The sequence below is a fragment of the Escherichia sp. 10290 genome, from assembly GCF_030295155.1.
Classification (GTDB): Bacteria; Pseudomonadota; Gammaproteobacteria; order Enterobacterales; family Enterobacteriaceae; genus Escherichia; species Escherichia coli_F.
This window is the reverse complement of the sequence record NZ_AP025741.1, coordinates 3,603,454-3,625,668: the sequence shown is the minus strand read 5'-3', so window position 1 is coordinate 3,625,668 and position 22,215 is coordinate 3,603,454. Positions and strand designations below refer to the sequence as shown.

Below are 22,215 nucleotides of genomic sequence, written 5' to 3'. Positions count from 1 at the left end.
TTTATTTATTCAATGAATTTATATTTCGTTGAATAGATAATATTTACCTGAATATTAGACGTTGGTTTTGTGACTGATGTCGAATATTTGAATGTCGGCTTGAAAAATAAGCCGACCATCTCTTTAATTAAGCACAATTCCGTGTAATGTATATGCATTAGTTAATCATCTTGTAACTGTTAAATCAGGCAAGGCAATGTTTGAAGTAATTATTACTTCTGACGTGCCTTGCCTTTTTTTTTGGAGCTATGGAATGATCATCGAAAAAGTCATGAACAATAATTGTGTACAGGCATCGATGAATGGACAGGAGGTTATCATTTCTGGGCCTGGCGTCGGTTACAAAAAAAATATGGAATGTCGGTCCCTGAGCATCCGGCTAACCGGATTTTTTATGTCAGAAATGAACAAAAAAATAAACTCTACAAATTGATTGAGCATGTGGATATTGAGTATATTTTTGTTGCCGAATAAATAGTGCAATATGCGGAGAACAATCTCGAAAAAAATCTCAATCCATCGCTACTATTGATTCTTGCTGATCATATTTCGAATGCAATATCCCGAGTCGCTTCAGGCATACAAATTAATAATGTTTTCCTTGATGAAATCAAAGCGTTGTACAAAGCAGAGTATGCGATAAGTCGCGATGCATTAACTATCATTAATGAGCAATTCAGCGTTCAACTTCCTGATGATGAGATTGGTTTTATAGCATTGCATATTTTAAATAATTATGAGAATTCAGTTGATTATGAATCAGTACGGATTATTGAGTTGTCGCAAATAATCACGGGGCTTATTGAAGTTGTTTATAACAGAAAGGTGGACAGAAGTTCATTTAATTATTCCAGGTTCATGATACACCTTAAATATTTTTCAAGTCGCGTATTATGCAATGAAAAAATAAAACAGAAAGATATTGGTGATCTCTATGAACAGTTTCTTGAGAAAGACATTCTGTTACAGCGCGCAATTCATGAAATTGAAAGGTATTTGTACGCCACTTTTAAATATGAATTGATTTTGGAAGAAAAACTATATCTCTCTATTCGCACCAAAGTATTAATGGACTGATTATATATAACATTTATATGAGATAACCCGCATGAAACAAAAGAAAGCCTGGAGTTTTTTTCAGAGCCTGGGAAAGGCATTTATGTATCCCATCGCTCTGCTAAGTGTATGTGGCATGATGTTAGGGCTAGGAAGTGGTTTAGCCAGCGATGATATGGCAAAATTAATTCCACTACTGGCTATTCCCGTAATTAAAACCATTCTTGATTTTATTGTTAGCCTTGGTTTGTTTGCCTTTGTCAATTTACCTGTATTGTTTGCGATAGCTATACCTCTGGGGTTATTAAAAGAGAAAGAGGATAAAGCCTATGGCGCTTTTTCTGGCTTAATTGGTTTCATGGCGATGCATCTGGGAACGAACTTTTATCTTAAACAACATGACTTATTGGTCGCTGCTGATCAAATGTCGACACATGGGCAAACCATTATTCTGGGAATCCAGTCCTACAATACCAGTGTGTTGGGTGGGATTATAGCAGGATTATTAGTCGCCAGTATGTATAAAAAGATCGTTAACTTACGTATTCCTGAATCATTAGGATTTTATAGTGGCCCACGCCTGGTGCCTATTATTACACTGATTGTGATGAGTGGATTTGGTCTGATCATCCCTTTTATCTGGCCGCCATTTTTCAATCTTTTCATGCTCATTGGCCACTGGATTTCAACTTCCGGTCCTGTTGGCTATTTTTTCTATGCAGTCGCCGAACGCGTGACGATACCTTTTGGTTTAAATCACCTGGTGACGTCAGTTTTCCGCTTTACCCCCATCGGCGGATCGGCAGTGATCGGCGGAGAAGAGTATTATGGCACCCTGAACATGTTTATGGCGTACGTCAAAGAGAATGCGGTCATTCCGCTGGAGTTGGCGGGGAAAATGGAACAGGGCAAACTGATGATTCAGTATGGTCTGGCTGGTGCCGCGCTGGCGATGTATCGCACTGCTCATGCTCAAAACAGAAAAGCTATCAAAGCATTGCTTATTTCCGGGGTGCTTACAGTCATTATTGGCGGCGTCAGCGAACCGATTGAGTTTCTGTTCTTATTTGTCAGTCCACTGCTATTTGTCTTCCATGCTTTTATGAATGGATTCGCCAACATGGTCTTGCCATATATGGGCGTGAAGATGGGATTTACTGGCGATCTGATTCAATTTATTAGCTTTGGCGTATTGCGTGGCACAAGAACAGGTTGGCCAATAGCGGTGTGTGTCGAAGTGGCCTATTTCTTTATTTATTACTTTGTGTTCCGTTGGACTATTCTCAAATTTAACCTGATGACGGTAGGCCGTGAAGAGTCCAGTCCTGTCACGCTGAACGCTCATGAGGATACGGCTATAGCGGATATCCCAACGCTTGATAAATCAGAGCTGCAAGCAGCGGAGCAGATGGTTAAGGCACTTGGTGGTAAAGAGAATATTAAATCCCTGGATAATTGCGTAACTCGTTTACGTTTAACAATCGCAGATATGGGATTGATTGACGAGGCAGCAATAAAAAGAGCTGGCGGAATTGCGGTTGTTAAACTTGATCAAAATACCCTACAAGTCATTATCGGTACTAAAGTCATCGCCTTGCGTCGGGATATGGATAACTACATGGGGATATGCTGATGGATGTTTTTAATACTCCTATTTCCCGCAAAGGAACATATTGTACCCAATGGGACTTTTGCGAGGACAGATTTGGTGTAAAAGATGTATTACCATTCTCTATTTCAGATATGGATCTTCCGATACCGGAAGCTATCATCAGGGCATTAAGAAAACGTCTGGAACACCCGATTTTAGGGTACAGCCGTTGGCAGCATGATGACTATCTGAATGCGATAGTCAATTGGTATCATCAACAATATAAAACTGAAATCAAACCAGAATGGATCACCTATAGCCCAAGCGTGATGTACTCCATTGCTAAAGCAATAGAGTTATTGACATCGCATGGTGATAATATTCTCGTTTTTACACCTGTCTATAATGCATTTTTTGATATAATTAAACATAGCGAGAGAAATATTCTGACAGCCTCTTTGATTATAAAAAATGAGGGGGGCTACGCTATCAATTGGCAAGATTTTGATCTTAAGATTCAAAGCGCAAAGATGGTGTTATTATGTAATCCTCATAACCCGACAGGAACCGTCTGGTCGGAAGAAGAGCTGCATAAAATCGCTGCAAGCTGTGCAAGACATAATGTCTGGTTATGTTCAGATGAAATTCACAGTGATTTTGTTTTTAATCGTAGCTTTACATCTGCGCTTAAAATAAAAAAAGAAAAAGTAGTGGTGTTTAATTCGATATCGAAGACATTTAATGTTCCTGCGCTAACAGGATCGTATATGATTTCAACTGACGATAATTTTAATCATAAGTTCAGGACGATATCAAGATATCGCGATTTTGTAAACTCCCCATCCGTACTGAATATAATTGCAACTATTATTGCCTATAACGAATGTGAGGGATGGTTAAAGTCATTAAAGGCACATATTGCCTCTAACATTCAATTCACCCAGCAGTATCTGAACGAAAATACTCCAGAATTGATTGTAAGGCCTGCTGATGGTTGCTATTTTTCGTGGATAGATTGCTCTGCTATTGGTTATCCCTTTGATGAATTCTACAGTCGATTAATTCATGAAGGCAAAGTGGGCATTATGGCGGGGAATGTCTATGGAACGGAGGGGGAGGGCTACCTTCGTCTGAACCTGGCCTGCGGTCGAGAAAAATTATATATGGGGCTTACGCGTCTTGCGAGTGTAATTAAAAATATTAATCAAGGAAAATAAAAATGAACAGCACGGATCTTATCCATCTCATTAAACATTTTATGCGTAACGAACATAAAGCAGTTGAAGAAGTTATTGATTCCCCCCTTTCGGAGGTCGCAAATTTAATTAAAGTATTACAGTCTTGTCAGGGGAAAGTTGTTTTTATTGGTGTCGGTAAGTCCGGTATTATTGCCCGAAAACTCGCCGCAACATTTGCCAGCACTGGAACTCCCTCGTTTTTTGTTCACGGTACTGAAGCCGTACACGGCGATCTTGGGATGGTGGCGAAAGATGATGTTGTTATTCTTATTTCAAACAGTGGTGAGACGACAGAAATCCTGGCAACACTACCTAGTCTGAAAAAAATGGGTAATTATTTGATCTCCTTTACCCGCAGTCATCGCTCATCGCTTGCGATAAGTTGTGATTTATCCGTTGAAATTCCCGTAAAAAGTGAGGCGGATAATTTAGGTTTAGCGCCGTCATGCTCATCAACAGTCGTTCTGGTTGTTGGTGATGCGGTGGCGCTTGCGCTCTCCGAATTGAAAAAGTTTACTTGTGCTGATTTCGGCTTATATCATCCAGGAGGTGCGCTCGGTATTAAAGCAAACTCATAATTTTAGAATATAAAACAGTAACCGGTCACGCCATCTTTTGGGGTGGCGTTCATTGATGTGAGTGTCAGCTATGAAAAACGTTCTGGTCACCGTTCCCAGCTTTTCAGCGCGTTGTGTTTCTGCCAGCAAGCTGCTAAGAGAAAATCATTTTAACCTTATTATCAAGAATAATGTGGAGCATCTGGTTAAATCAGAATCCACAGTATTACGAGAATCTATTTGCGCAGTCATTGCCGGAAAAGATTGTTATCAAGCGGATACGTTATCGCGACTACCAGGAGTGAAAATAATATCGAGATTCGGGACAGGGATTGATAATATTGATCTTCATACGGCTCGACAATCAGGTATTGTGGTCAATAATGCTGTTGGGATTAATTCAAATGCAGTCGCGGAATTTATCATTGGTCTTATTTTTGCGAGCATGAGAAATATCCCCGGTAGCTATCATGCGATGCAAAATGGTTATTGGGGCGAGTCGCATGGCTGCGAGTTACAAGGTAAACGTATTGGCCTGCTTGGCTACGGCAATATTGGCAAAACACTGGCGAAAAGGTTATCTGGTTTTGATGTTGAGCTTTTAGCTTTTGACAAACAACCCGATTTCCAGGCCGCAGGCAAAGATGGAGTTCAGTTCGTATCAATTGAAGATATCTTTATGCAGTCTCATGTCATCATCGTTCTTTTGCCATTTTCTCCGGAGCTGGAGAACTTCATTAGTCATAAATATTTGTCGATGATGCGCAATGGTGCTCTTATCATCAACGCCGCAAGGGGAAAGTTGCTGGATGAGAGTGCTTTACTTCAGGTAATTGAAGAACGAAATGTTTTTGCAGCACTGGATGTGTTTAGCTCTGAACCGCTAGCGCAATTTAGCCCATTGCTACATGCCAGGAATATCATTACAACGCCGCATATTGCGGCCGCCACCGTTGAGTCATACCAGCAAACCGGGATATACGTTGCCAGGTCGATAATAGATTTCTTTGCAGGAAGGGAGATAAAAAACGTGCTGTGAGTTCAGCTAAGGAAGATTTCAGGTACAAAAAAACCGCAATCTGTGAAACATATTGCGGTTTATCAGCATCATAAGTGTTGGTTGCGGGGGCCGGATTTGAACCGACGACCTTCGGGTTATGAGCCCGACGAGCTACCAGGCTGCTCCACCCCGCGTCACCGTACTGCTTTACTTCATCAAATTTTGATTGGTTGCGGGGGCCGGATTTGAACCGACGACCTTCGGGTTATGAGCCCGACGAGCTACCAGGCTGCTCCACCCCGCGTCACCGTACTGCTTTACTTCATCAAATTTTAATTGGTTGCGGGGGCCGGATTTGAACCGACGACCTTCGGGTTATGAGCCCGACGAGCTACCAGGCTGCTCCACCCCGCGTCACCGTACTGCTTTACTTCATCAAATTTTAATTGGTTGCGGGGGCCGGATTTGAACCGACGACCTTCGGGTTATGAGCCCGACGAGCTACCAGGCTGCTCCACCCCGCGTCCGTGGATGCGCACTATACTCCGCTCGCGTTTTCATGCAACCTTTTTTTTACCCAGATCACGGATTTGGTATGATTTTGAGCAAAAACAAATCACTAAAGCCTGTTTTTTGTGCAAAATTTGCGTCAGGGAGAGGCTGCTCATTTCATTAAACGCGGCGGTTTGTTATCTTCATTGCGCCTTATTTTTTAAACTGAAGAAGAGAACAATGAAAGGACGTTGGGTAAAGTACCTTCTTATGGGCACGGTTGTGGCAATGCTTGCCGCCTGCTCTTCCAAACCAACCGATCGCGGACAGCAATATAAAGACGGGAAATTTACCCAGCCTTTCTCTCTGGTAAACCAGCCAGATGCCGTTGGCGCGCCAATTAACGCCGGTGATTTTGCCGAGCAAATTAACCATATCCGTACTTCGTCACCGCGTCTGTATGGCAACCAGAGTAATGTTTATAATGCGGTGCAGGAGTGGCTACGCGCAGGCGGTGATACCCGCAATATGCGTCAGTTCGGCATTGACGCCTGGCAGATGGAAGGTGCCGACAACTATGGCAACGTGCAGTTTACGGGCTATTACACGCCTGTCATTCAGGCGCGCCATACCCGTCAGGGCGAGTTCCAGTATCCTATTTACCGTATGCCGCCAAAACGTGGTCGTCTGCCGTCTCGTGCTGAGATCTACGCGGGAGCATTGAGCGATAAATACATCCTCGCTTACAGCAACTCTCTGATGGATAACTTCATTATGGATGTGCAGGGTAGCGGGTATATCGATTTTGGTGATGGCAGTCCGCTTAACTTCTTCAGCTATGCCGGAAAGAATGGTCATGCCTATCGCAGTATTGGTAAGGTGCTGATTGACCGTGGCGAAGTGAAAAAAGAAGATATGTCGATGCAGGCGATTCGTCACTGGGGTGAAACACACAGTGAAGCCGAGGTTCGCGAGCTGCTGGAACAGAACCCGTCTTTCGTCTTCTTTAAACCGCAATCTTTTGCTCCGGTGAAAGGGGCAAGTGCGGTGCCGCTGGTTGGTCGCGCTTCAGTTGCGTCCGATCGTTCCATTATCCCGCCTGGTACAACTTTACTGGCAGAAGTGCCGCTGCTGGATAATAACGGCAAATTTAACGGTCAGTACGAACTGCGGCTGATGGTGGCGCTGGATGTCGGTGGTGCAATCAAAGGCCAACACTTCGATATTTATCAAGGTATCGGGCCGGAAGCCGGACACCGCGCAGGTTGGTACAACCACTATGGACGTGTTTGGGTGCTGAAAACCGCCCCGGGCGCAGGTAACGTCTTTAGCGGCTGATGTGTTATTCTGTATACCGTTTTGACGGATACGACAGGGTGAGGGATAACCTCGCCCTTTTTAATTCTGAGGTGCTATGTCTGTGGTAATTAGTGATGCATGGCGTCAGCGTTTTGGTGGCACTGCGCGTCTGTATGGTGAAAAAGCGTTGCAACTGTTTGCTGATGCGCATATTTGTGTGGTCGGTATCGGTGGCGTCGGTTCCTGGGCGGCGGAAGCGCTGGCGCGTACGGGGATTGGCGCAATCACACTTATCGATATGGATGATGTGTGCGTCACTAATACCAATCGGCAAATTCACGCGCTGCGAGATAACGTCGGGCTGGCCAAAGCGGAAGTAATGGCGGAGCGTATTCGCCAGATTAACCCGGAGTGCCGTGTAACGGTGGTAGATGACTTCGTGACGCCGGATAACGTAGCGCAATATATGAGTGCCGGTTATTCGTACGTGATTGATGCCATTGATAGTGTGCGACCCAAAGCGGCGCTGATTGCTTATTGTCGGCGCAATAAAATCCCTCTGGTCACGACTGGTGGTGCTGGTGGGCAGATTGATCCGACGCAGATTCAGGTTACCGATCTGGCGAAAACGATTCAGGACCCTCTGGCGGCGAAGTTGCGCGAGCGCCTGAAAAGCGATTTTGGCGTAGTGAAAAACAGCAAAGGTAAGCTCGGCGTGGATTGCGTGTTCTCTACCGAAGCGCTGGTGTACCCGCAGTCAGACGGTACGGTGTGCGCGATGAAAGCCACGGCAGAAGGGCCGAAGCGGATGGATTGTGCATCTGGATTTGGCGCGGCGACGATGGTGACCGCCACCTTTGGTTTTGTTGCGGTTTCTCATGCGTTGAGGAAGATGATGGTGAAAGCGGCGCGTCAGGGGTAAACAATCAGGTCGGATGCGACGTGAACGTCTTATCCGACCTGGTTTTGCGCTTAACCCTGCTTCGCCGCCGCGATAATCGCCTCGCTTAACGCATTCAACCCCTGACTGCGAGAGGCGCTAAGTTGCCCACGCAATCCCAGCTCATCAAACAATGCCAGCGGCGACTGTGCCTGCAATTCGGCGGCGGTTTTCCCCTCAACGGCAGTCAACAACACCGCCAGCAGGCCGCGCACAATGCGTCCTTCGCTGTCGCCAAAGAAATGCATCGTGCCGTTTTCAGCCACGGTATATCCCAGCCAGACGCGGTTTTCGCATCCGGCGATCTCTTTAGCCTGCGCTTTTAACTCGTCTGGCAAAGCTGGAAGCTGTTTCCCCAACATAATTAGCTGACGATATTTGTCTTCCCATTGAGTCAACGGCGCGAAAGTTTCGTGTAACGTCTTTACGGTAACGGTTGTGCCGAACGGATGTCCGGCGAATTGCGGGTTCGTCATTAATCCACCAATAATTCCAGCGCACGGTCAACGGCATTCACCAGCGCATCCACATCACTCTTTGTATTATATGGCGCAAAAGAGGCGCGCAGTGTGCCGGTTACGCCTAATTCTGCCAGTAGCGGCTGAGCGCAATGCTGCCCGGCCCGCAGGGCAATGCCGTACTCCGCCAGCAGCGTCACCATATCGCTGTGATGAACGCCAGCAAAATCAAAGGCTAGCAGGCTGGAATCCTGGCTGCGGAATGAACGAAAGCCTGGACGTTTTGCCAGCGCCTCTTCTGCAATCGTCGCCAGGCTGCGACTCCAGCTTTCTGCCTGGTTGATATCGTAATCTGCCAGCCATTCCAGCGCCGCGCTTAACCCAATTACGCCAGCGACATTTGGCGTTCCTGCTTCCAGTTTCCACGGCGCAGATTGAGTGATGAAGCCGTCAAAACTCACTTCGTGAACCATTTTGCCGCCGCCCAGCCAGGGCGACATTGCTTCCAGCAGTTCTGGTTTGCCGTAAAGTACGCCTATCCCTGTCGGGCCATACAGTTTGTGACCAGAGAAAGCGTAAAAATCAATATCCAGTTGCTGAACATCCGCGGGGAAATGCACCGCCCCCTGAGCACCATCAACCATCACCACCATCCCGGCTGAATGAGCAAAGGTAATCGCTCGTGCCAGATCCGGGCAACCGCCAGTGACGTTAGACATCTGGCCCAACGCCAGAATCCGACTATGGGGAGTAATCAGTTCAGGCAACAAATCGATATCTGGCAACCGCTGCGCATTAAGCGGCAATTTCACCACTTTGGCTCCGGTTTGTTGGGCGACCATCAGCCAGGGGACGAGGTTGGCGTGATGCTCTGCCACACTGACAATAATTTCATCGCCCGGTTGCAGACGCGGACGGGCATAGCATTGCGCCACCATGTTGATGGATTCAGTGGTGCCACGCGTCCAGACGATAGTTTTGTCATCTGGTGCATTCAGTAATTGCGCCACTTTTTCCCGTGCAGCTTCGTAACGCGCGGTCAGGCGTTGGGCCTCGGCAAACTGACTACGATGGACGTTTCCGGCGCTCAGGCTGTAAAACTGTCGGGTTGCTTCAACCACGACTTCAGGTTTAAGCGCGGTCGCGGCACTGTCGAGATAGACGCCCGCATCCTGTAGCGCGGGAAACTGGGCGCGAAATTGCGCGGGATTAAAAACGTTCATGGTACTCCTCGGCTTGATGCACCGATCGTGACGCAAAATTCACTTTGATACAAGGAGAGTGCTAACCATCAGAATTATCTGGATATCCTGACGAAGCCGCGTAAGTAACATATGCTAAATAGTGTTAGGCGTTAATTTTAGCCTGTTAATCAATACTATTAAGATTTATTAATCGCTTTAAGGAGAAGATGATGAAAAAGACTGCCGCAATTATTTCTGCCTGTATGCTGACTTTTGCCCTGAGCGCCTGTTCCGGTTCGAACTATGTGATGCACACCAATGACGGACGTACCATCGTCTCTGACGGCAAACCACAGACTGATAACGATACCGGTATGATTTCGTATAAAGACGCTAATGGCAACAAACAGCAGATCAACCGTACCGACGTGAAAGAGATGGTCGAACTGGATCAGTAATTCGCGATCGCAAGGTAAAAAAAAGCACCGCAATTAGGCGGTGCTACATTAATCACTATGGACAGACAGGGTAAATGTACAGGAAGTGAAAAAAGGTAGCTTTGCTACCATGGTCTGAATCGCAGACCAATTGCAAACACAACAACACAACATCACAACCGTAAGCCAAAAGTTCACCAGAACACGCATTCCGATAAAACTTTTCGTTCCGGCTCAGGAAGTGCCGCCACTATAGGTATTTGCTGGTAGAAGCTCAACGGACAATTTATAATGGCTCAGATTAAAAAAACTAATAGGTTACACAGTGTGATCTAATTGTTAAATTCATTTAACATCAAAGTTTAAAAGCCATGTCTAAACGATTACCACCGCTAAATGCCTTACGAGTTTTTGATGCCGCAGCACGCCATTTAAGTTTCACTCGCGCAGCAGAAGAGCTTTTTGTGACTCAGGCCGCAGTAAGTCATCAAATCAAGTCTCTTGAGGATTTTCTGGGGCTAAAACTGTTCCGCCGCCGTAATCGTTCACTCCTGCTGACCGAGGAAGGGCAAAGCTATTTCCTCGATATCAAAGAGATATTTTCGCAATTAACCGAAGCGACACGTAAACTCCAGGCCCGTAGCGCCAAGGGGGCGTTGACGGTCAGTTTACTCCCCAGTTTCGCCATTCATTGGTTGGTTCCACGACTTTCCAGCTTTAATTCAGCTTATCCGGGAATTGACGTTCGCATCCAGGCGGTTGATCGTCAGGAAGATAAGCTGGCGGATGATGTTGACGTGGCGATATTCTATGGTCGGGGCAACTGGCCGGGGCTACGGGTGGAAAAACTTTACGCCGAATATTTATTGCCGGTGTGTTCGCCGCTACTGCTGACAGGCGATAAACCCTTGAAGACCCCGGAAGACTTGGCTAAACATACGTTATTACATGATGCGTCTCGCCGTGACTGGCAGACATATACTCGCCAATTGGGGTTAAATCATATCAACGTTCAGCAAGGACCAATATTTAGTCATAGCGCCATGGTGCTGCAAGCGGCTATCCACGGGCAGGGAGTGGCGCTGGCGAATAACGTGATGGCGCAATCTGAAATTGAAGCCGGACGTCTTGTTTGCCCGTTTAATGATGTTCTGGTCAGTAAAAACGCTTTTTATCTGGTTTGTCATGACAGCCAGGCAGAACTGGGTAAAATAGCCGCCTTTCGCCAATGGATCCTGGCGAAAGCCGCTGCTGAACAAGAAAAATTCCGCTTTCGTTATGAACAATAATTTACGTAGGGTACGACCATGACCAGCCGTTTTATGCTGATTTTCGCCGCCATTAGCGGCTTCATTTTTGTGGCGCTGGGCGCTTTTGGCGCGCATGTGTTAAGTAAAACCATGGGGGCCGTTGAGATGGGCTGGATCCAGACCGGTCTCGAATACCAGGCGTTCCATACGCTGGCGATCTTAGGTCTGGCGGTGGCAATGCAGCGTCGCATCAGTATCTGGTTTTACTGGAGTAGCGTTTTCCTTGCGTTAGGCACGGTGCTGTTCAGCGGCAGCCTTTATTGCCTGGCGCTGTCCCATCTGCGTTTGTGGGCATTTGTCACACCGGTTGGCGGCGTGAGCTTCCTCGCGGGCTGGGCGTTAATGTTAGTTGGTGCTATCCGTTTAAAGCGCAAGGGCGTAAGTCATGAATAAGGTTGTATTGCTGTGCCGTCCGGGCTTTGAAAAAGAGTGCGCCGCAGAAATTACCGATAAAGCCGGCCAGCGGGAAATTTTCGGTTTTGCCCGCGTGAAAGAGAATGCGGGTTATGTCATTTATGAATGTTATCAACCTGATGATGGCGATAAGTTAATCCGTGAGCTGCCGTTCAGTTCATTAATTTTTGCCCGCCAGTGGTTTGTGGTCGGGGAACTCCTGCAGCATTTGCCGCCAGAAGATCGTATTACCCCCATTGTCGGCATGTTACAGGGCGTAGTAGAGAAGGGCGGTGAACTGCGTGTTGAAGTTGCCGATACCAACGAAAGCAAAGAGTTGCTGAAATTCTGCCGTAAATTCACCGTGCCGCTACGCGCTGCCTTGCGCGATGCCGGGGTGCTGGCGAACTATGAAACGCCGAAGCGTCCGGTTGTGCATGTATTCTTTATTGCACCAGGTTGCTGCTATACCGGTTACTCATACAGCAACAATAATTCGCCGTTCTATATGGGCATTCCGCGCCTGAAATTTCCGGCAGATGCGCCGAGTCGTTCCACGCTCAAACTGGAAGAGGCATTTCATGTGTTTATTCCGGCGGATGAGTGGGATGAACGTCTGGCGAACGGGATGTGGGCGGTGGATTTAGGTGCTTGCCCAGGCGGCTGGACCTACCAACTGGTGAAGCGCAACATGTGGGTATATTCCGTTGATAACGGCCCGATGGCACAAAGCCTGATGGATACCGGGCAGGTGACGTGGCTGCGGGAAGACGGTTTCAAATTCCGTCCGACACGCAGCAATATCTCCTGGATGGTATGCGATATGGTTGAAAAGCCGGCGAAAGTTGCGGCATTGATGGCGCAGTGGCTGGTTAATGGCTGGTGCCGTGAAACCATTTTCAACCTCAAACTGCCGATGAAAAAACGCTACGAAGAAGTGTCACATAATCTGGCGTATATTCAGGCACAGCTTGATGAACATGGCATAAATGCTCAGATTCAGGCGCGACAGTTGTATCACGATCGTGAAGAAGTGACGGTGCATGTCCGCCGCATCTGGGCTGCGGTGGGAGGCCGTCGCGACGAGCGATAACTAACAAGGCCGGGGCGTCGTCTCCGGCCTGCTACCCTTTCCGTCAGGCTGTTACCAAAGAAGCCGCAACCTGGCGCTCATCAGAAATAATGTGCGTGACCTCATCCAGATGCCCGATGCGGGCTTCCCCTGAACGATTAAATTTACTTTTATCAATCAATAACAACGATTGCGCGGCACGTTTTAATAGCATCGATTTGTAATCAGCGTTGATGGCATTGGAGTCCCACAGTGCACCGCTGCTATCGATCCCTTCACAAGAAAAAATAAACAGATCGATTTCCAGCGATTTAAGTTGGGAAATCAGCGAGGGATTGACGTAACAGCCATATTTGCGCTCAAGTGTGCCGCCGGAACTGATCAGTTGAATGCGTTCACGTTTACCGAGTTCATGGCAAATCGGATGGCTATTGGTGAAGACCTGGATGTTGATGTCAGGCAACTGGCGTGCCAGATACCAGCAGGTTGAACTGGCGTCTAAGGCTATCACCATCCCTTCTTCAATCCACGCGAGCGCCTCGCGCGCGATATCTGCTTTATGCGCATAATGGCTTTTCAGCCGGATGTGAAAGGGATCGCCACTGTCTTGATTTTGACGGTGGATATATTTAGCGCGCCCATGATTGCGCAGAATTTTACCCTGCGTCTGTAATTCATTGAGATCGCGACGAATGGTTTCTTTACTGACCTTTAGCTGTTCAGAGAGAGCTTCCGTGGTCAGGCTGGTATGGTTCAGCAGCAGGTCGACTATCGCTTGCTGGCGTGCCGCTTTCATATTTTTCACCCCATCATTCGATAACCGCCCGCGTCATGCGGGCGTACCGGTATGAGATTACGGTGTTACCCCTTTTTTTAAAAGAATATTCCCATACTTCGCTCGTTCGCCTGTGATAACGATCGCAAAGGCTTTTTGCGCCCGCTCATAAAACGCAAAACGATTGATGCGGATGATGTCAGGACAGGGGGCTTGTAGTGAAAGCGCATTACGATAACGTCGTTCTACTTCAGGATCGAGAGTGTCACCTTCTACCGCCGCCATCATCACCAGCGGCGGTGCATAACTGTCCAGTTCAAATAACGGGATTATCGCCTGGAGCAAGTCGCTCACCAACAGGCCATCAGCGCGGATCACCTGCGGTCCCATCGAATGGGCGGGAAAGTGAGCATCGGAAAAAATAATTTCATCTCCATGTCCCATCTCTGCCAGCACTTTCAATAGTTCGGGGGAAATTAACGGCGAAATTGTTTTCAGCATTTCACACTTCCTCTATAAATTCAGGTTCAGTTTGTGGGTAGAAATAACGGTACTGATAATGAATCTGCGCGCGAGCTTCTTCCGGGCTGTTAAATTCCCCTACGCCATACCAACCGAACAGCGCAGCTCCTGCGACGGTCGTTTCGGCGTCGTCGAGAACTTTTACCGGAATATCAAGCATATTGGCTTTAATCTGATTCCACAATGTGTTGCGACTTCCTCCACCTACTAACAATAATTCAGAGGCTTTAAAGTGCCCGATTTTTTCCAGCATCTGTAGATTGCGCTGTAATTGCGCGGTTAACCCTTCCAGCGCCGCGCGATAGAAATGTCCGCGCGTGGTATTGAGCGTCACTCCTTGCCAGCCAGCGTTCTGACACGACAATAAATCACACTGCATTTTCACACCATCCGTACCCGGGGGGATCAGACGAGCTTCATCAATCAACATTTGCCAGGGCGTTTCAGTAGTCCAGAACAGTTTTCTCACCCATTCCAGCACGCCGGATGCCAGCCATTGCATACCGGGGTTATACAATCCTGCCTGGCTATCCAGTTCGCAGGTCGAACCGGCGTACTGACTTAGCAGTGAAGTATCAACCTGCGTACTGCGGACCATTAAAATTTCCCAGGTACCGGAAGAGAGCACGGGTTCATTTTGTTCGGCACCAGCGCCAAAAAGGGCGAACTGGGTATCGTGACCTGCGGAAATCACCGGTATGCCAACGGGTAAGCCGAGCATTGCTGCGGCGCTGTTCTGTAGCGTACCTATCTGTTCACCCGCTTCCACCAGACGAGGGAAGAGACGGCGTGGAATACCGGTGGCTTGTAAAATTTGCGGACTGAAATCGCGTTGCTGGATATCCAGCATCTGGCTGGTTCCGGCCATCGTGATATCAGTAGTCAATTCGCCGGTTAAACGGTGGTTAATCAGCGACGAAATAAAGAGCCAGGCGTGCGCGCGTTCCAGCAGTTGTGGATGATTTTCTTTCAACCACACCAATTTATATAACGTATTGAAACTAAAGGCTCCGACGCCAGAAATAGCCTGCAACTGCTGTGCGGAGATCAACCGTTCAATATTGTCCATTACCGCTGCTGTTCGCGGACATTTCCAGCTAATGATCGGATAGAGCAGATTGCCTTGCTTATCTACCAGAGCGCCATCCACACCAAAGGTGGTGACGGCGATACCGCGGATGTGGCATTCAGTCAGTTCACTATTGATTTGCCGACAGCAATCAGCAAAGCGTTGCAAAATGGCGTCTAAAGACCACTGGTGCCAGGTGTTGTTTTCCATCGCGATATCGCTGGCATTAGGCGTTGAGGCGCGGGCAACAATTTTTCCCTGCCGATTAACCGCGATGGCCCTGACATTGGTTGCGCCACAGTCGAGTACCAGGATAACTTCTTGTTTCATAATCGCTCCTGCAATATAGCCGGATAACATTGTTTATCCGGCTAACCACTCTTGCTTGTTCAGGCCCGGTAGCCGGAGCGACCGGGCATCACATCAGGGAGTAATGTATTAACGCTTGTACAACGGACCGTAGTTCTGGCAAGCGCGGTAATCCTGGCCTTCAATATCCATGCCGTGCGCAGCCCAGGCAGAAGGACGATACACTTTGGTCTCTTCAACGTTGTGCATACATACCGGGATACGCAGCATGGAGGCGAGAGTGATAAAGTCTGCGCCAACGTGGCCGATGGTCAGAACCCCATGGTTAGCGCCCCAGTTCGCCATTACCGAGTACACATCCGTAAACGGCCCTTTACCGGTGAGGCGCGGTGCAAACCAGGTGGTTGGCCAGGTTGAGTTGGTGCGTTTGTTGAGGATGTCATGCACATCCTTCGGTAACTCAACGCTCCAGCCTTCCGCGATTTGCAGTACCGGTCCCAGGCCTTTGATGATGTTGACACGGGTCATGGTGAACGGGACACCGCCTTCAGTAAGGAAGCGGGAAGAGTAACCACCGCCACGGAAATATTCGTGGATAGCCGGGCACCATTCGGTCGCGGCGAGGCAAGCGTCAGCCTCTTGCTGAGAGATTTCCCAGTGCGGCTTCATCGTCGGTTTACCTTCGCTGTCGCGTTGTTTACAGGATCCGTCCAGCGCAGCAGAACCGGAGTTGATCAAGTGGATGATGCCGTGTTCTGCCAGTCCGTCCAGTTTATGCCCCGTTACTCGCTCAATTGCTTCTGGTGACCAGTAGGTACGCACATCGGCAAATACCTGAGCGGTGCCGGTGAGTTGGTGACCCATTAGCATTGCCACGCCGTTAAGACTGTCGTTTTCGGTCGCCACGACAAAGGGTTCACGCACGCCATTCCAGTCAAATGAACTGTTAAGGATCGCTTCGGCGGTGTCGCCATTGGGATATTGATCGGTCCAGTGACGTTGTCCCTGGAAGCCCGCAGCGATGGCGTTGTAGCCAAGTGATTCTTCCACGCGACCAATATCGGCCAGTTTGCTGTTGCCTTGCATCATGTCGCGGATACACATCGCCATCAGTAAACTTTCGCGCAGAACTGCGCGGCTTTGCTCGGCATTGCGTTGATACTGTTTGTTATTTTCATCTTCGCCATAGCGGAAGTTTTTATCAGCCCAGGCCAGCGCCATTTCCAGTTCTGCTTCGTCGTAAATCTTCTGATCAATACGGCGACGCAGTTCGGTCATATCCACCGCCTGGACTTTCATTCCCAGCCAGGATTCAAAGAAGTTGTGGTCAACGATGGAACCGGCGATCCCCATCGAAACGCCGCCCAGCGACAGATAGCTTTTACCTTTCATACTGGCGACTGCCAAACCGGCGCGGGCAAAGCGCAGCAGTTTTTCTTCAACGTCGGCAGGAATCGATGTGTCATCGGCATCCTGAACGTCATGACCGTAAATGGAGAATGCCGGGATACCTTTCTGACTGTGAGCTGCCAGAGCTGCGGCGAGGTAAACAGCGCCTGGGCGTTCAGTGCCGTTAAAGCCCCAAATGGCTTTCGGGCGGGTAGGGTCCATGTCAATGGTTTCACTGCCATAGCACCAGCAAGGCGTTACCGTAATGGTGAGGCCTACATTCTGGCTGCTGAATTTTTCTTCGCAAGCAGCAGCTTCAGCCATACCCGCGATACAGGTATCGGAAATGACACACTCGACGGCAGCTCCGCAGGCATGGCGCAGTTTCTCGGTCAGCAGTGCGGCCGTAGCTTTCGCCATATTCATTGTTTGTTCTTCAAGCGACTCACGAACACCCATGCGACGACCGTCAATAACCGGGCGGATACCAATTTTCGGTAAGCTGATTTTTTTCATTACAGATTCCTCACTTTATTCGGAAAATATGTTCAGTTAGTTGCCGTTTGAGAACGGAAACGGGCAAAGATAAAGATGACCGCGAAGCAGAGTGCGGGGATCAGTTCGGCTGTGGGGATGTTGCCCGCCGCGTCACTGACAAAACCCATGACCGGAGTGACAATACCGCCGCCAATAATGGTCATAACGATGAAGGACGAGCCGTATTTGGTGTCCTGGCCGAGATTCTTTATGCCCAGCGAGAAGATTGTTGGGTACTGAATCGACATAAAGGCGCTGCATAAAGTCAGGGCTATTAAACCCACATGACCGCCAGCGAAGGCTGAGATCAGGCACAGTGCCATAGCGATTAATGCGTAGGCTGCCAGGACTTTGTGTGGTGCGAAGCGACTGATGAGCCAGGTGCCGGTGAAACGACCAATAAAGAAGCACACCATGGTTCCGGTTAAATAGTTAGCGGCAAAGCCTGCGGTCATACCTGGAATTTCTTCTACAGCGTAGCGAATTAAATAGCTCCAGCAGGCCGTTTGTGCGCCAACGTAGCAGAATTGCGCTAATACTGCCCAGCGCCAGTGGCGAATACGCGCCAGGCGAGAAAGCGATGCGGAGAACGATCCTTGTTTGGCGTCACTGTGATTATCACTCTGCAATGCCGGGAATTTCGTCAGCATGATCAGCAGGGCGACCAGTAACACGATAGCCACGATGATCATATAAGGTGTCTGTACCGATAATACCAAGCTGTGTTTATACGCACTCAATTGCTCTGGTGACATTTTATCGAGAACGTCTTGCGATTGATGTGGCACGTTAGACAAAATAAGACTTTGCCCAAAGACAACCGCAATAATTGCGCCAAATGAGTTAAATGTTTGCGCAAGATTTAAGCGAAAGTGACCGCTGCTTTCTGGTCCTAATACCGTAACGAAAGGGTTTGCGGCAGTTTCCAGACAACCTAATCCGGCTGCAATAATAAATAGGCCAATTAAAAATAAGGTGTAGTTCATTATTTCTGCGGCGGGCCAGAATAATGCAGCGCCGAAGGCATATAAAAACAATCCGGTAATAATCCCTGCTTTATAACTGAGTTTTTTCATCAATATCCCGGCAGGGATTGGGATAATGAAATAACCAAAGTAAAAGGCCGATTGGATCAGACCTGCCTGAAAGTTTGTCAGCGTAAAAGCCTGCTGAAATTGAGGCAATAAAATGTCGTTAAGGTTATTGGCTACCGCCCAAAGAAAAAACAGTGAGCACAGCAGCGCGAATGGAATAATGTAACTTCTGCTTTGCCCTGCATCTTTATCTACCGCACGGTAACTCTGCGTTTGTATTGATGTGTTTCCCATAGCATCCTCTTAGGTTCAGAAGCTTAAGCACGTAATCGGTTATGTTTTCAAAAGTGCAAAACCAGCGAGTTCGGGCTTCATATCAGTGAATATTTGCCTGTCTGAAATGAACTCATGGATTCATTTTCAAATAAAAAACGCTCTGTAATATGACGGCGGTCACACTTATTAGCTGGAAGGTGACTTTATGTGACTACCATCACTTTAATAATCGAAATTTCATGCCCGTTTCAGAAAATAAATCATAAAAAACACAAACCCGATGACCGTATTAATTGTTTGTGCCGAAAACGGGCATTTCTGGCGAGGGGGAATGGAAAAATGACCGTTTTGATAAATATTTTTAAGAGCGGTCATTTTTAATAGGGTTATAAAAAGACAACTTGCAGTTATTTACTGTGATTAGTTGAACCAGGTCACAAAATATAAGCTTGTGAATTTCTTTCTGGTTAATCAGGAAGAAGATGGTGGGTAATTAAACGGCTAATTCAATAGTGTGAAAGGAACAACATTATTGCCCTGTTTTGAATCAGAGAGAGGTAGCTAATGGAACGAAATAAACTTGCTCGTCAGATTATTGACACTTGCCTGGAAATGACCCGCTTGGGACTGAACCAGGGAACAGCGGGTAACGTCAGTGTACGTTATCAGGATGGGATGCTGATTACGCCTACAGGCATTCCGTATGAAAAACTGACGGAGTCGCATATTGTCTTTATTGATGGCAACGGTAAACATGAGGAAGGAAAGCTTCCCTCAAGCGAATGGCGTTTCCATATGGCGGCCTATCAAAGCAGACCGGATGCCAACGCGATTGTTCACAATCATGCCGTTCATTGCACGGCAGTTTCCATTCTTAACCGACCGATCCCTGCTATTCACTACATGATTGCGGCGGCTGGTGGTAATTCTATTCCTTGCGCGCCTTATGCGACCTTTGGAACTCGCGAACTTTCTGAACATGTTGCGCTGGCTCTCAAAAACCGTAAGGCAACTTTGTTACAACATCATGGGCTTATCGCTTGTGAGGTGAATCTGGAGAAAGCGTTATGGCTGGCGCATGAGGTTGAAGTGCTGGCGCAACTTTACCTGACGACCCTGGCGATTACGGACCCGGTGCCAGTGCTGAGCGATGAAGAGATTGCCGTAGTGCTGGAGAAATTCAAAACCTACGGGTTACGGATTGAAGAGTAATTTCGTAAAGCAAAAAGGAGCAGGATGATGGCTAACAGAATGATTCTGAACGAAACGGCATGGTTTGGTCGGGGAGCTGTTGGGGCCTTAACTGATGAGGTGAAACGCCGTGGTTATCAGAAGGCACTGATCGTCACCGATAAAACGCTGGTGCAATGCGGCGTGGTGGCGAAAGTGACCGATAAGATGGATGCTGCAGGGCTGGCATGGGCGATTTACGATGGTGTAGTGCCCAACCCGACAATTACTGTCGTCAAAGAAGGGCTTGGTGTATTCCAGAGTAGCGGTGCGGATTACCTGATCGCTATTGGTGGTGGTTCTCCACAGGACACGTGTAAAGCGATTGGCATCATCAGCAACAACCCGGAATTCGCCGATGTGCGCAGTCTGGAAGGGCTTTCCCCGACCAATAAACCCAGTGTACCGATTCTGGCAATCCCCACCACAGCAGGCACTGCGGCAGAAGTGACCATTAACTATGTGATCACTGACGAAGAAAAACGACGCAAGTTCGTTTGTGTTGATCCGCATGATATCCCGCAGGTGGCATTTATTGACGCTGACATGATGGATGGTATGCCGCCTGCGCTGAAAGCCGCGACGGGTGTCGATGCACTCACTCATGCTATTGAGGGGTATATTACTCGTGGTGCGTGGGCGCTAACCGATGCGCTGCACATTAAAGCGATTGAAATTATTGCTGGGGCGCTACGAGGATCGGTTGCTGGTGATAAGGATGCCGGAGAAGAAATGGCGCTCGGGCAGTATGTTGCGGGTATGGGCTTCTCGAATGTTGGGTTAGGGCTGGTGCATGGTATGGCGCATCCGCTGGGCGCGTTTTACAACACTCCACACGGTGTTGCGAACGCCATCTTGTTACCGCATGTCATGCGTTATAACGCCGAATTTACTGGCGAGAAGTACCGCGATATCGCGCGCGTTATGGGCGTGAAAGTGGAAGGTTTGAGCCTGGAAGACGCGCGTAATGCCGCTGTTGAAGCGGTATTTGCTCTCAACCGTGATGTCGGTATTCCGCCACATTTGCGTGATGTTGGTGTACGCAAGGAAGACATTCCGGCACTGGCGCAGGCGGCTCTGGACGATGTTTGTACCGGTGGCAACCCGCGTGAAGCAACGCTTGAGGATATTGTAGCGCTTTACCATACCGCCTGGTAATTGCGCTGATGTGACGATGCCGGATGCGACGTTTGCACCGTATCCGGCACGCCGTTACCGTACCAACCGCAATTGCTGTAAATTGCCGTCGATATGCAAATCAGTCTGTAAGCGGGCAATATCGCGGCACAGAAATGCCATCTCTTTATGCATTTCTAATTTCTTGCGCCACTTTTCGGCAACCGCATCCAGATTCTCATAGATCCCTTCCAGACTCTGAAACTCGACCAGCAACTGCGTGGCGCTTTTGGGGCCAATCCCCGCAACGCCTGGCACCTTTGAACTGCTGATCCCCGCCAGCCCCCAGTAATCGGGTAACTGCTGCGGTTGAACGCCAAATTCTTTATCAATAAATGGTGCATCCAGCCAACGTTTCTGGAAGTAATCACGAATACGTAATGTCGGTGAAAGTAACTGGCAGTAGCCTTTATCTGTCGAAACAATAGTTGCCTGATGCCCGGCCTGAGTTACTTTGACCGCCAGCGTGGCGGCTAAGTCATCGGCTTCGTTGCCGCTGGCTGACCAGCACGGGACGCCTCGTTGCTCAAAGGCGGCGCGTAATGCAGGCATTTCGTTGTGCAACTCTTCCGGCATTGGCGGTCGACCCGCTTTGTAATCTGGTAAACGCTGATGACGCCAGCCGCTACTGCGGTTTTCATCATCAAAAACGGCGACCGCGTGGGTTGGCTGGCTGTGCATAATGAGCTGATCGAGCGCGTGCTGGCAGGTTTCGACACAGGGCGAACCCTGAACGGCATGAATGCGACGGATAAGATTCAGTGCATCGACAATAAGCAAATGAACAGCCACGATAACCCCCTTAAAGATCAGGTGATAAGGGTAACATTCACTACTGGAAGAGGCTACGGCTGGATGAGAAAACGGGAAG

The 22,215-nt window shown here is 48.3% G+C and carries 20 protein-coding genes, 4 tRNA genes and 1 pseudogene; 13 read left to right on the top strand and 12 right to left on the bottom strand.

The features are described from left to right. The first annotated feature begins 253 nt into the window (after positions 1-253). The 5 genes and pseudogenes from QUE74_RS18385 to QUE74_RS18365 all read left to right on the top strand — a co-directional run bounded on the left by QUE74_RS18385 (position 254) and on the right by QUE74_RS18365 (position 5,481). Positions 254-1,077 (top strand): annotated as a pseudogene (locus tag QUE74_RS18385) (PRD domain-containing protein). Positions 1,078-1,108: 31 nt separating this feature from the next. Continuing rightward, positions 1,109-2,689 (top strand): PTS transporter subunit EIIC, encoded by a 1,581-nt coding sequence (locus QUE74_RS18380; protein ID WP_000810572.1) that lies wholly within the window; start codon positions 1,109-1,111, stop codon positions 2,687-2,689. After that, on the top strand, positions 2,689-3,864 hold the full coding sequence (locus tag QUE74_RS18375) for a MalY/PatB family protein (protein ID WP_000382403.1): 1,176 nt from the start codon (positions 2,689-2,691) through the stop codon (positions 3,862-3,864). Before QUE74_RS18380 ends, QUE74_RS18375 begins: the two co-directional genes overlap by 1 nt. 2 nt (positions 3,865-3,866) lie before the next feature. Then, on the top strand, positions 3,867-4,463 hold the full coding sequence (locus QUE74_RS18370) for a KpsF/GutQ family sugar-phosphate isomerase (RefSeq protein WP_001089171.1): 597 nt from the start codon (positions 3,867-3,869) through the stop codon (positions 4,461-4,463). Positions 4,464-4,533: 70 nt separating this feature from the next. Further along, positions 4,534-5,481 (top strand): phosphoglycerate dehydrogenase, encoded by a 948-nt coding sequence (locus QUE74_RS18365; protein WP_001360927.1) that lies wholly within the window; start codon positions 4,534-4,536, stop codon positions 5,479-5,481. Between the two features lie 78 nt (positions 5,482-5,559). Here QUE74_RS18365 and QUE74_RS18360 read toward each other — a convergent pair. From QUE74_RS18360 to QUE74_RS18345, 4 genes are all read right to left on the bottom strand, one after another. After that, positions 5,560-5,636 (bottom strand) — tRNA-Met (locus QUE74_RS18360). Between the two features lie 33 nt (positions 5,637-5,669). After that, a tRNA-Met gene (locus QUE74_RS18355) sits at positions 5,670-5,746 on the bottom strand. Between the two features lie 33 nt (positions 5,747-5,779). Next, positions 5,780-5,856: transfer RNA gene (locus tag QUE74_RS18350), tRNA-Met, on the bottom strand. Positions 5,857-5,889: 33 nt separating this feature from the next. Continuing rightward, positions 5,890-5,966, bottom strand: a tRNA-Met gene (locus QUE74_RS18345). A 208-nt stretch (positions 5,967-6,174) separates the two neighbouring features. On the opposite strand from QUE74_RS18345, the gene mltA reads away from it, so the two are divergent. Both mltA and tcdA read left to right on the top strand, forming a co-directional pair. Continuing rightward, a complete protein-coding gene (gene mltA / locus QUE74_RS18340) occupies positions 6,175-7,272 on the top strand; it encodes a murein transglycosylase A (RefSeq protein ID WP_000678652.1) in 1,098 nt (365 codons plus the stop codon). 76 nt (positions 7,273-7,348) lie between these two features. After that, positions 7,349-8,155, top strand: a complete 807-nt coding sequence (tcdA, locus tag QUE74_RS18335) for a tRNA cyclic N6-threonylcarbamoyladenosine(37) synthase TcdA (RefSeq protein WP_000117725.1) — start codon at positions 7,349-7,351, stop codon at positions 8,153-8,155. Positions 8,156-8,205: 50 nt separating this feature from the next. Here the strand turns inward: tcdA and csdE are convergent, their stop codons facing one another. Beyond that, positions 8,206-8,649 carry a cysteine desulfurase sulfur acceptor subunit CsdE gene (csdE, locus tag QUE74_RS18330; protein ID WP_000184287.1) on the bottom strand — a complete coding sequence of 148 codons (444 nt, stop codon included), beginning with the start codon at positions 8,647-8,649 and terminating at the stop codon, positions 8,206-8,208. Then, on the bottom strand, positions 8,649-9,854 hold the full coding sequence (gene csdA, locus QUE74_RS18325) for a cysteine desulfurase CsdA (RefSeq protein WP_001354935.1): 1,206 nt from the start codon (positions 9,852-9,854) through the stop codon (positions 8,649-8,651). Before csdA ends, csdE begins: the two co-directional genes overlap by 1 nt. Positions 9,855-10,045: 191 nt before the next feature. On the opposite strand from csdA, the gene QUE74_RS18320 reads away from it, so the two are divergent. The 4 genes from QUE74_RS18320 to rlmM all read left to right on the top strand — a co-directional run bounded on the left by QUE74_RS18320 (position 10,046) and on the right by rlmM (position 13,048). Then, positions 10,046-10,273 carry a YgdI/YgdR family lipoprotein gene (locus tag QUE74_RS18320; RefSeq protein ID WP_000750398.1) on the top strand — a complete coding sequence of 76 codons (228 nt, stop codon included), beginning with the start codon at positions 10,046-10,048 and terminating at the stop codon, positions 10,271-10,273. A gap of 350 nt (positions 10,274-10,623) precedes the next feature. Further along, the gene (gcvA, locus tag QUE74_RS18315; RefSeq protein ID WP_000044394.1) at positions 10,624-11,541 is read left to right on the top strand and encodes a glycine cleavage system transcriptional regulator GcvA; all 918 of its coding nucleotides are present in this window, start codon (positions 10,624-10,626) and stop codon (positions 11,539-11,541) included. An 18-nt stretch (positions 11,542-11,559) separates the two neighbouring features. Continuing rightward, positions 11,560-11,955 (top strand): DUF423 domain-containing protein, encoded by a 396-nt coding sequence (locus QUE74_RS18310; protein WP_000203905.1) that lies wholly within the window; start codon positions 11,560-11,562, stop codon positions 11,953-11,955. After that, positions 11,948-13,048 (top strand): 23S rRNA (cytidine(2498)-2'-O)-methyltransferase RlmM, encoded by a 1,101-nt coding sequence (gene rlmM / locus QUE74_RS18305; protein WP_001045520.1) that lies wholly within the window; start codon positions 11,948-11,950, stop codon positions 13,046-13,048. The genes QUE74_RS18310 and rlmM overlap by 8 nt, the downstream gene beginning before the upstream one ends. A 43-nt stretch (positions 13,049-13,091) precedes the next feature. On the opposite strand, the gene fucR is transcribed toward rlmM, so the two are convergent. The 5 genes from fucR to fucP all read right to left on the bottom strand — a co-directional run bounded on the left by fucR (position 13,092) and on the right by fucP (position 18,956). Beyond that, complete coding sequence (gene fucR / locus QUE74_RS18300; RefSeq protein ID WP_001308912.1) at positions 13,092-13,823, bottom strand: L-fucose operon activator; 732 nt, start codon at positions 13,821-13,823, stop codon at positions 13,092-13,094. A 57-nt stretch (positions 13,824-13,880) separates the two neighbouring features. Then, positions 13,881-14,303: an L-fucose mutarotase gene (gene fucU / locus QUE74_RS18295; RefSeq protein ID WP_000920840.1), complete on the bottom strand. Its 423-nt coding sequence runs from the start codon at positions 14,301-14,303 to the stop codon at positions 13,881-13,883. A gap of 1 nt (position 14,304) precedes the next feature. After that, positions 14,305-15,723, bottom strand: a complete 1,419-nt coding sequence (gene fucK / locus QUE74_RS18290) for an L-fuculokinase (RefSeq protein WP_000808386.1) — start codon at positions 15,721-15,723, stop codon at positions 14,305-14,307. Positions 15,724-15,831: 108 nt separating this feature from the next. Next, positions 15,832-17,607 carry an L-fucose isomerase gene (gene fucI, locus QUE74_RS18285; protein WP_000724148.1) on the bottom strand — a complete coding sequence of 592 codons (1,776 nt, stop codon included), beginning with the start codon at positions 17,605-17,607 and terminating at the stop codon, positions 15,832-15,834. 32 nt (positions 17,608-17,639) lie between these two features. Then, entirely contained in the window at positions 17,640-18,956 is a 1,317-nt protein-coding gene (gene fucP / locus QUE74_RS18280) for an L-fucose:H+ symporter permease (RefSeq protein ID WP_000528581.1), read from the bottom strand. 546 nt (positions 18,957-19,502) lie between these two features. Here fucP and fucA point away from each other — a divergent pair. Beyond that, complete coding sequence (gene fucA, locus QUE74_RS18275; protein WP_000440769.1) at positions 19,503-20,150, top strand: L-fuculose-phosphate aldolase; 648 nt, start codon at positions 19,503-19,505, stop codon at positions 20,148-20,150. 27 nt (positions 20,151-20,177) lie between these two features. Beyond that, a complete protein-coding gene (gene fucO / locus QUE74_RS18270) occupies positions 20,178-21,326 on the top strand; it encodes a lactaldehyde reductase (RefSeq protein ID WP_000013601.1) in 1,149 nt (382 codons plus the stop codon). A 54-nt stretch (positions 21,327-21,380) separates the two neighbouring features. Here fucO and xni read toward each other — a convergent pair whose 3' ends face one another. Further along, positions 21,381-22,136, bottom strand: coding sequence for a flap endonuclease Xni (xni, locus tag QUE74_RS18265; protein ID WP_001352986.1), 756 nt, complete (start codon positions 22,134-22,136; stop codon positions 21,381-21,383). Positions 22,137-22,215: the final 79 nt, after the last annotated feature.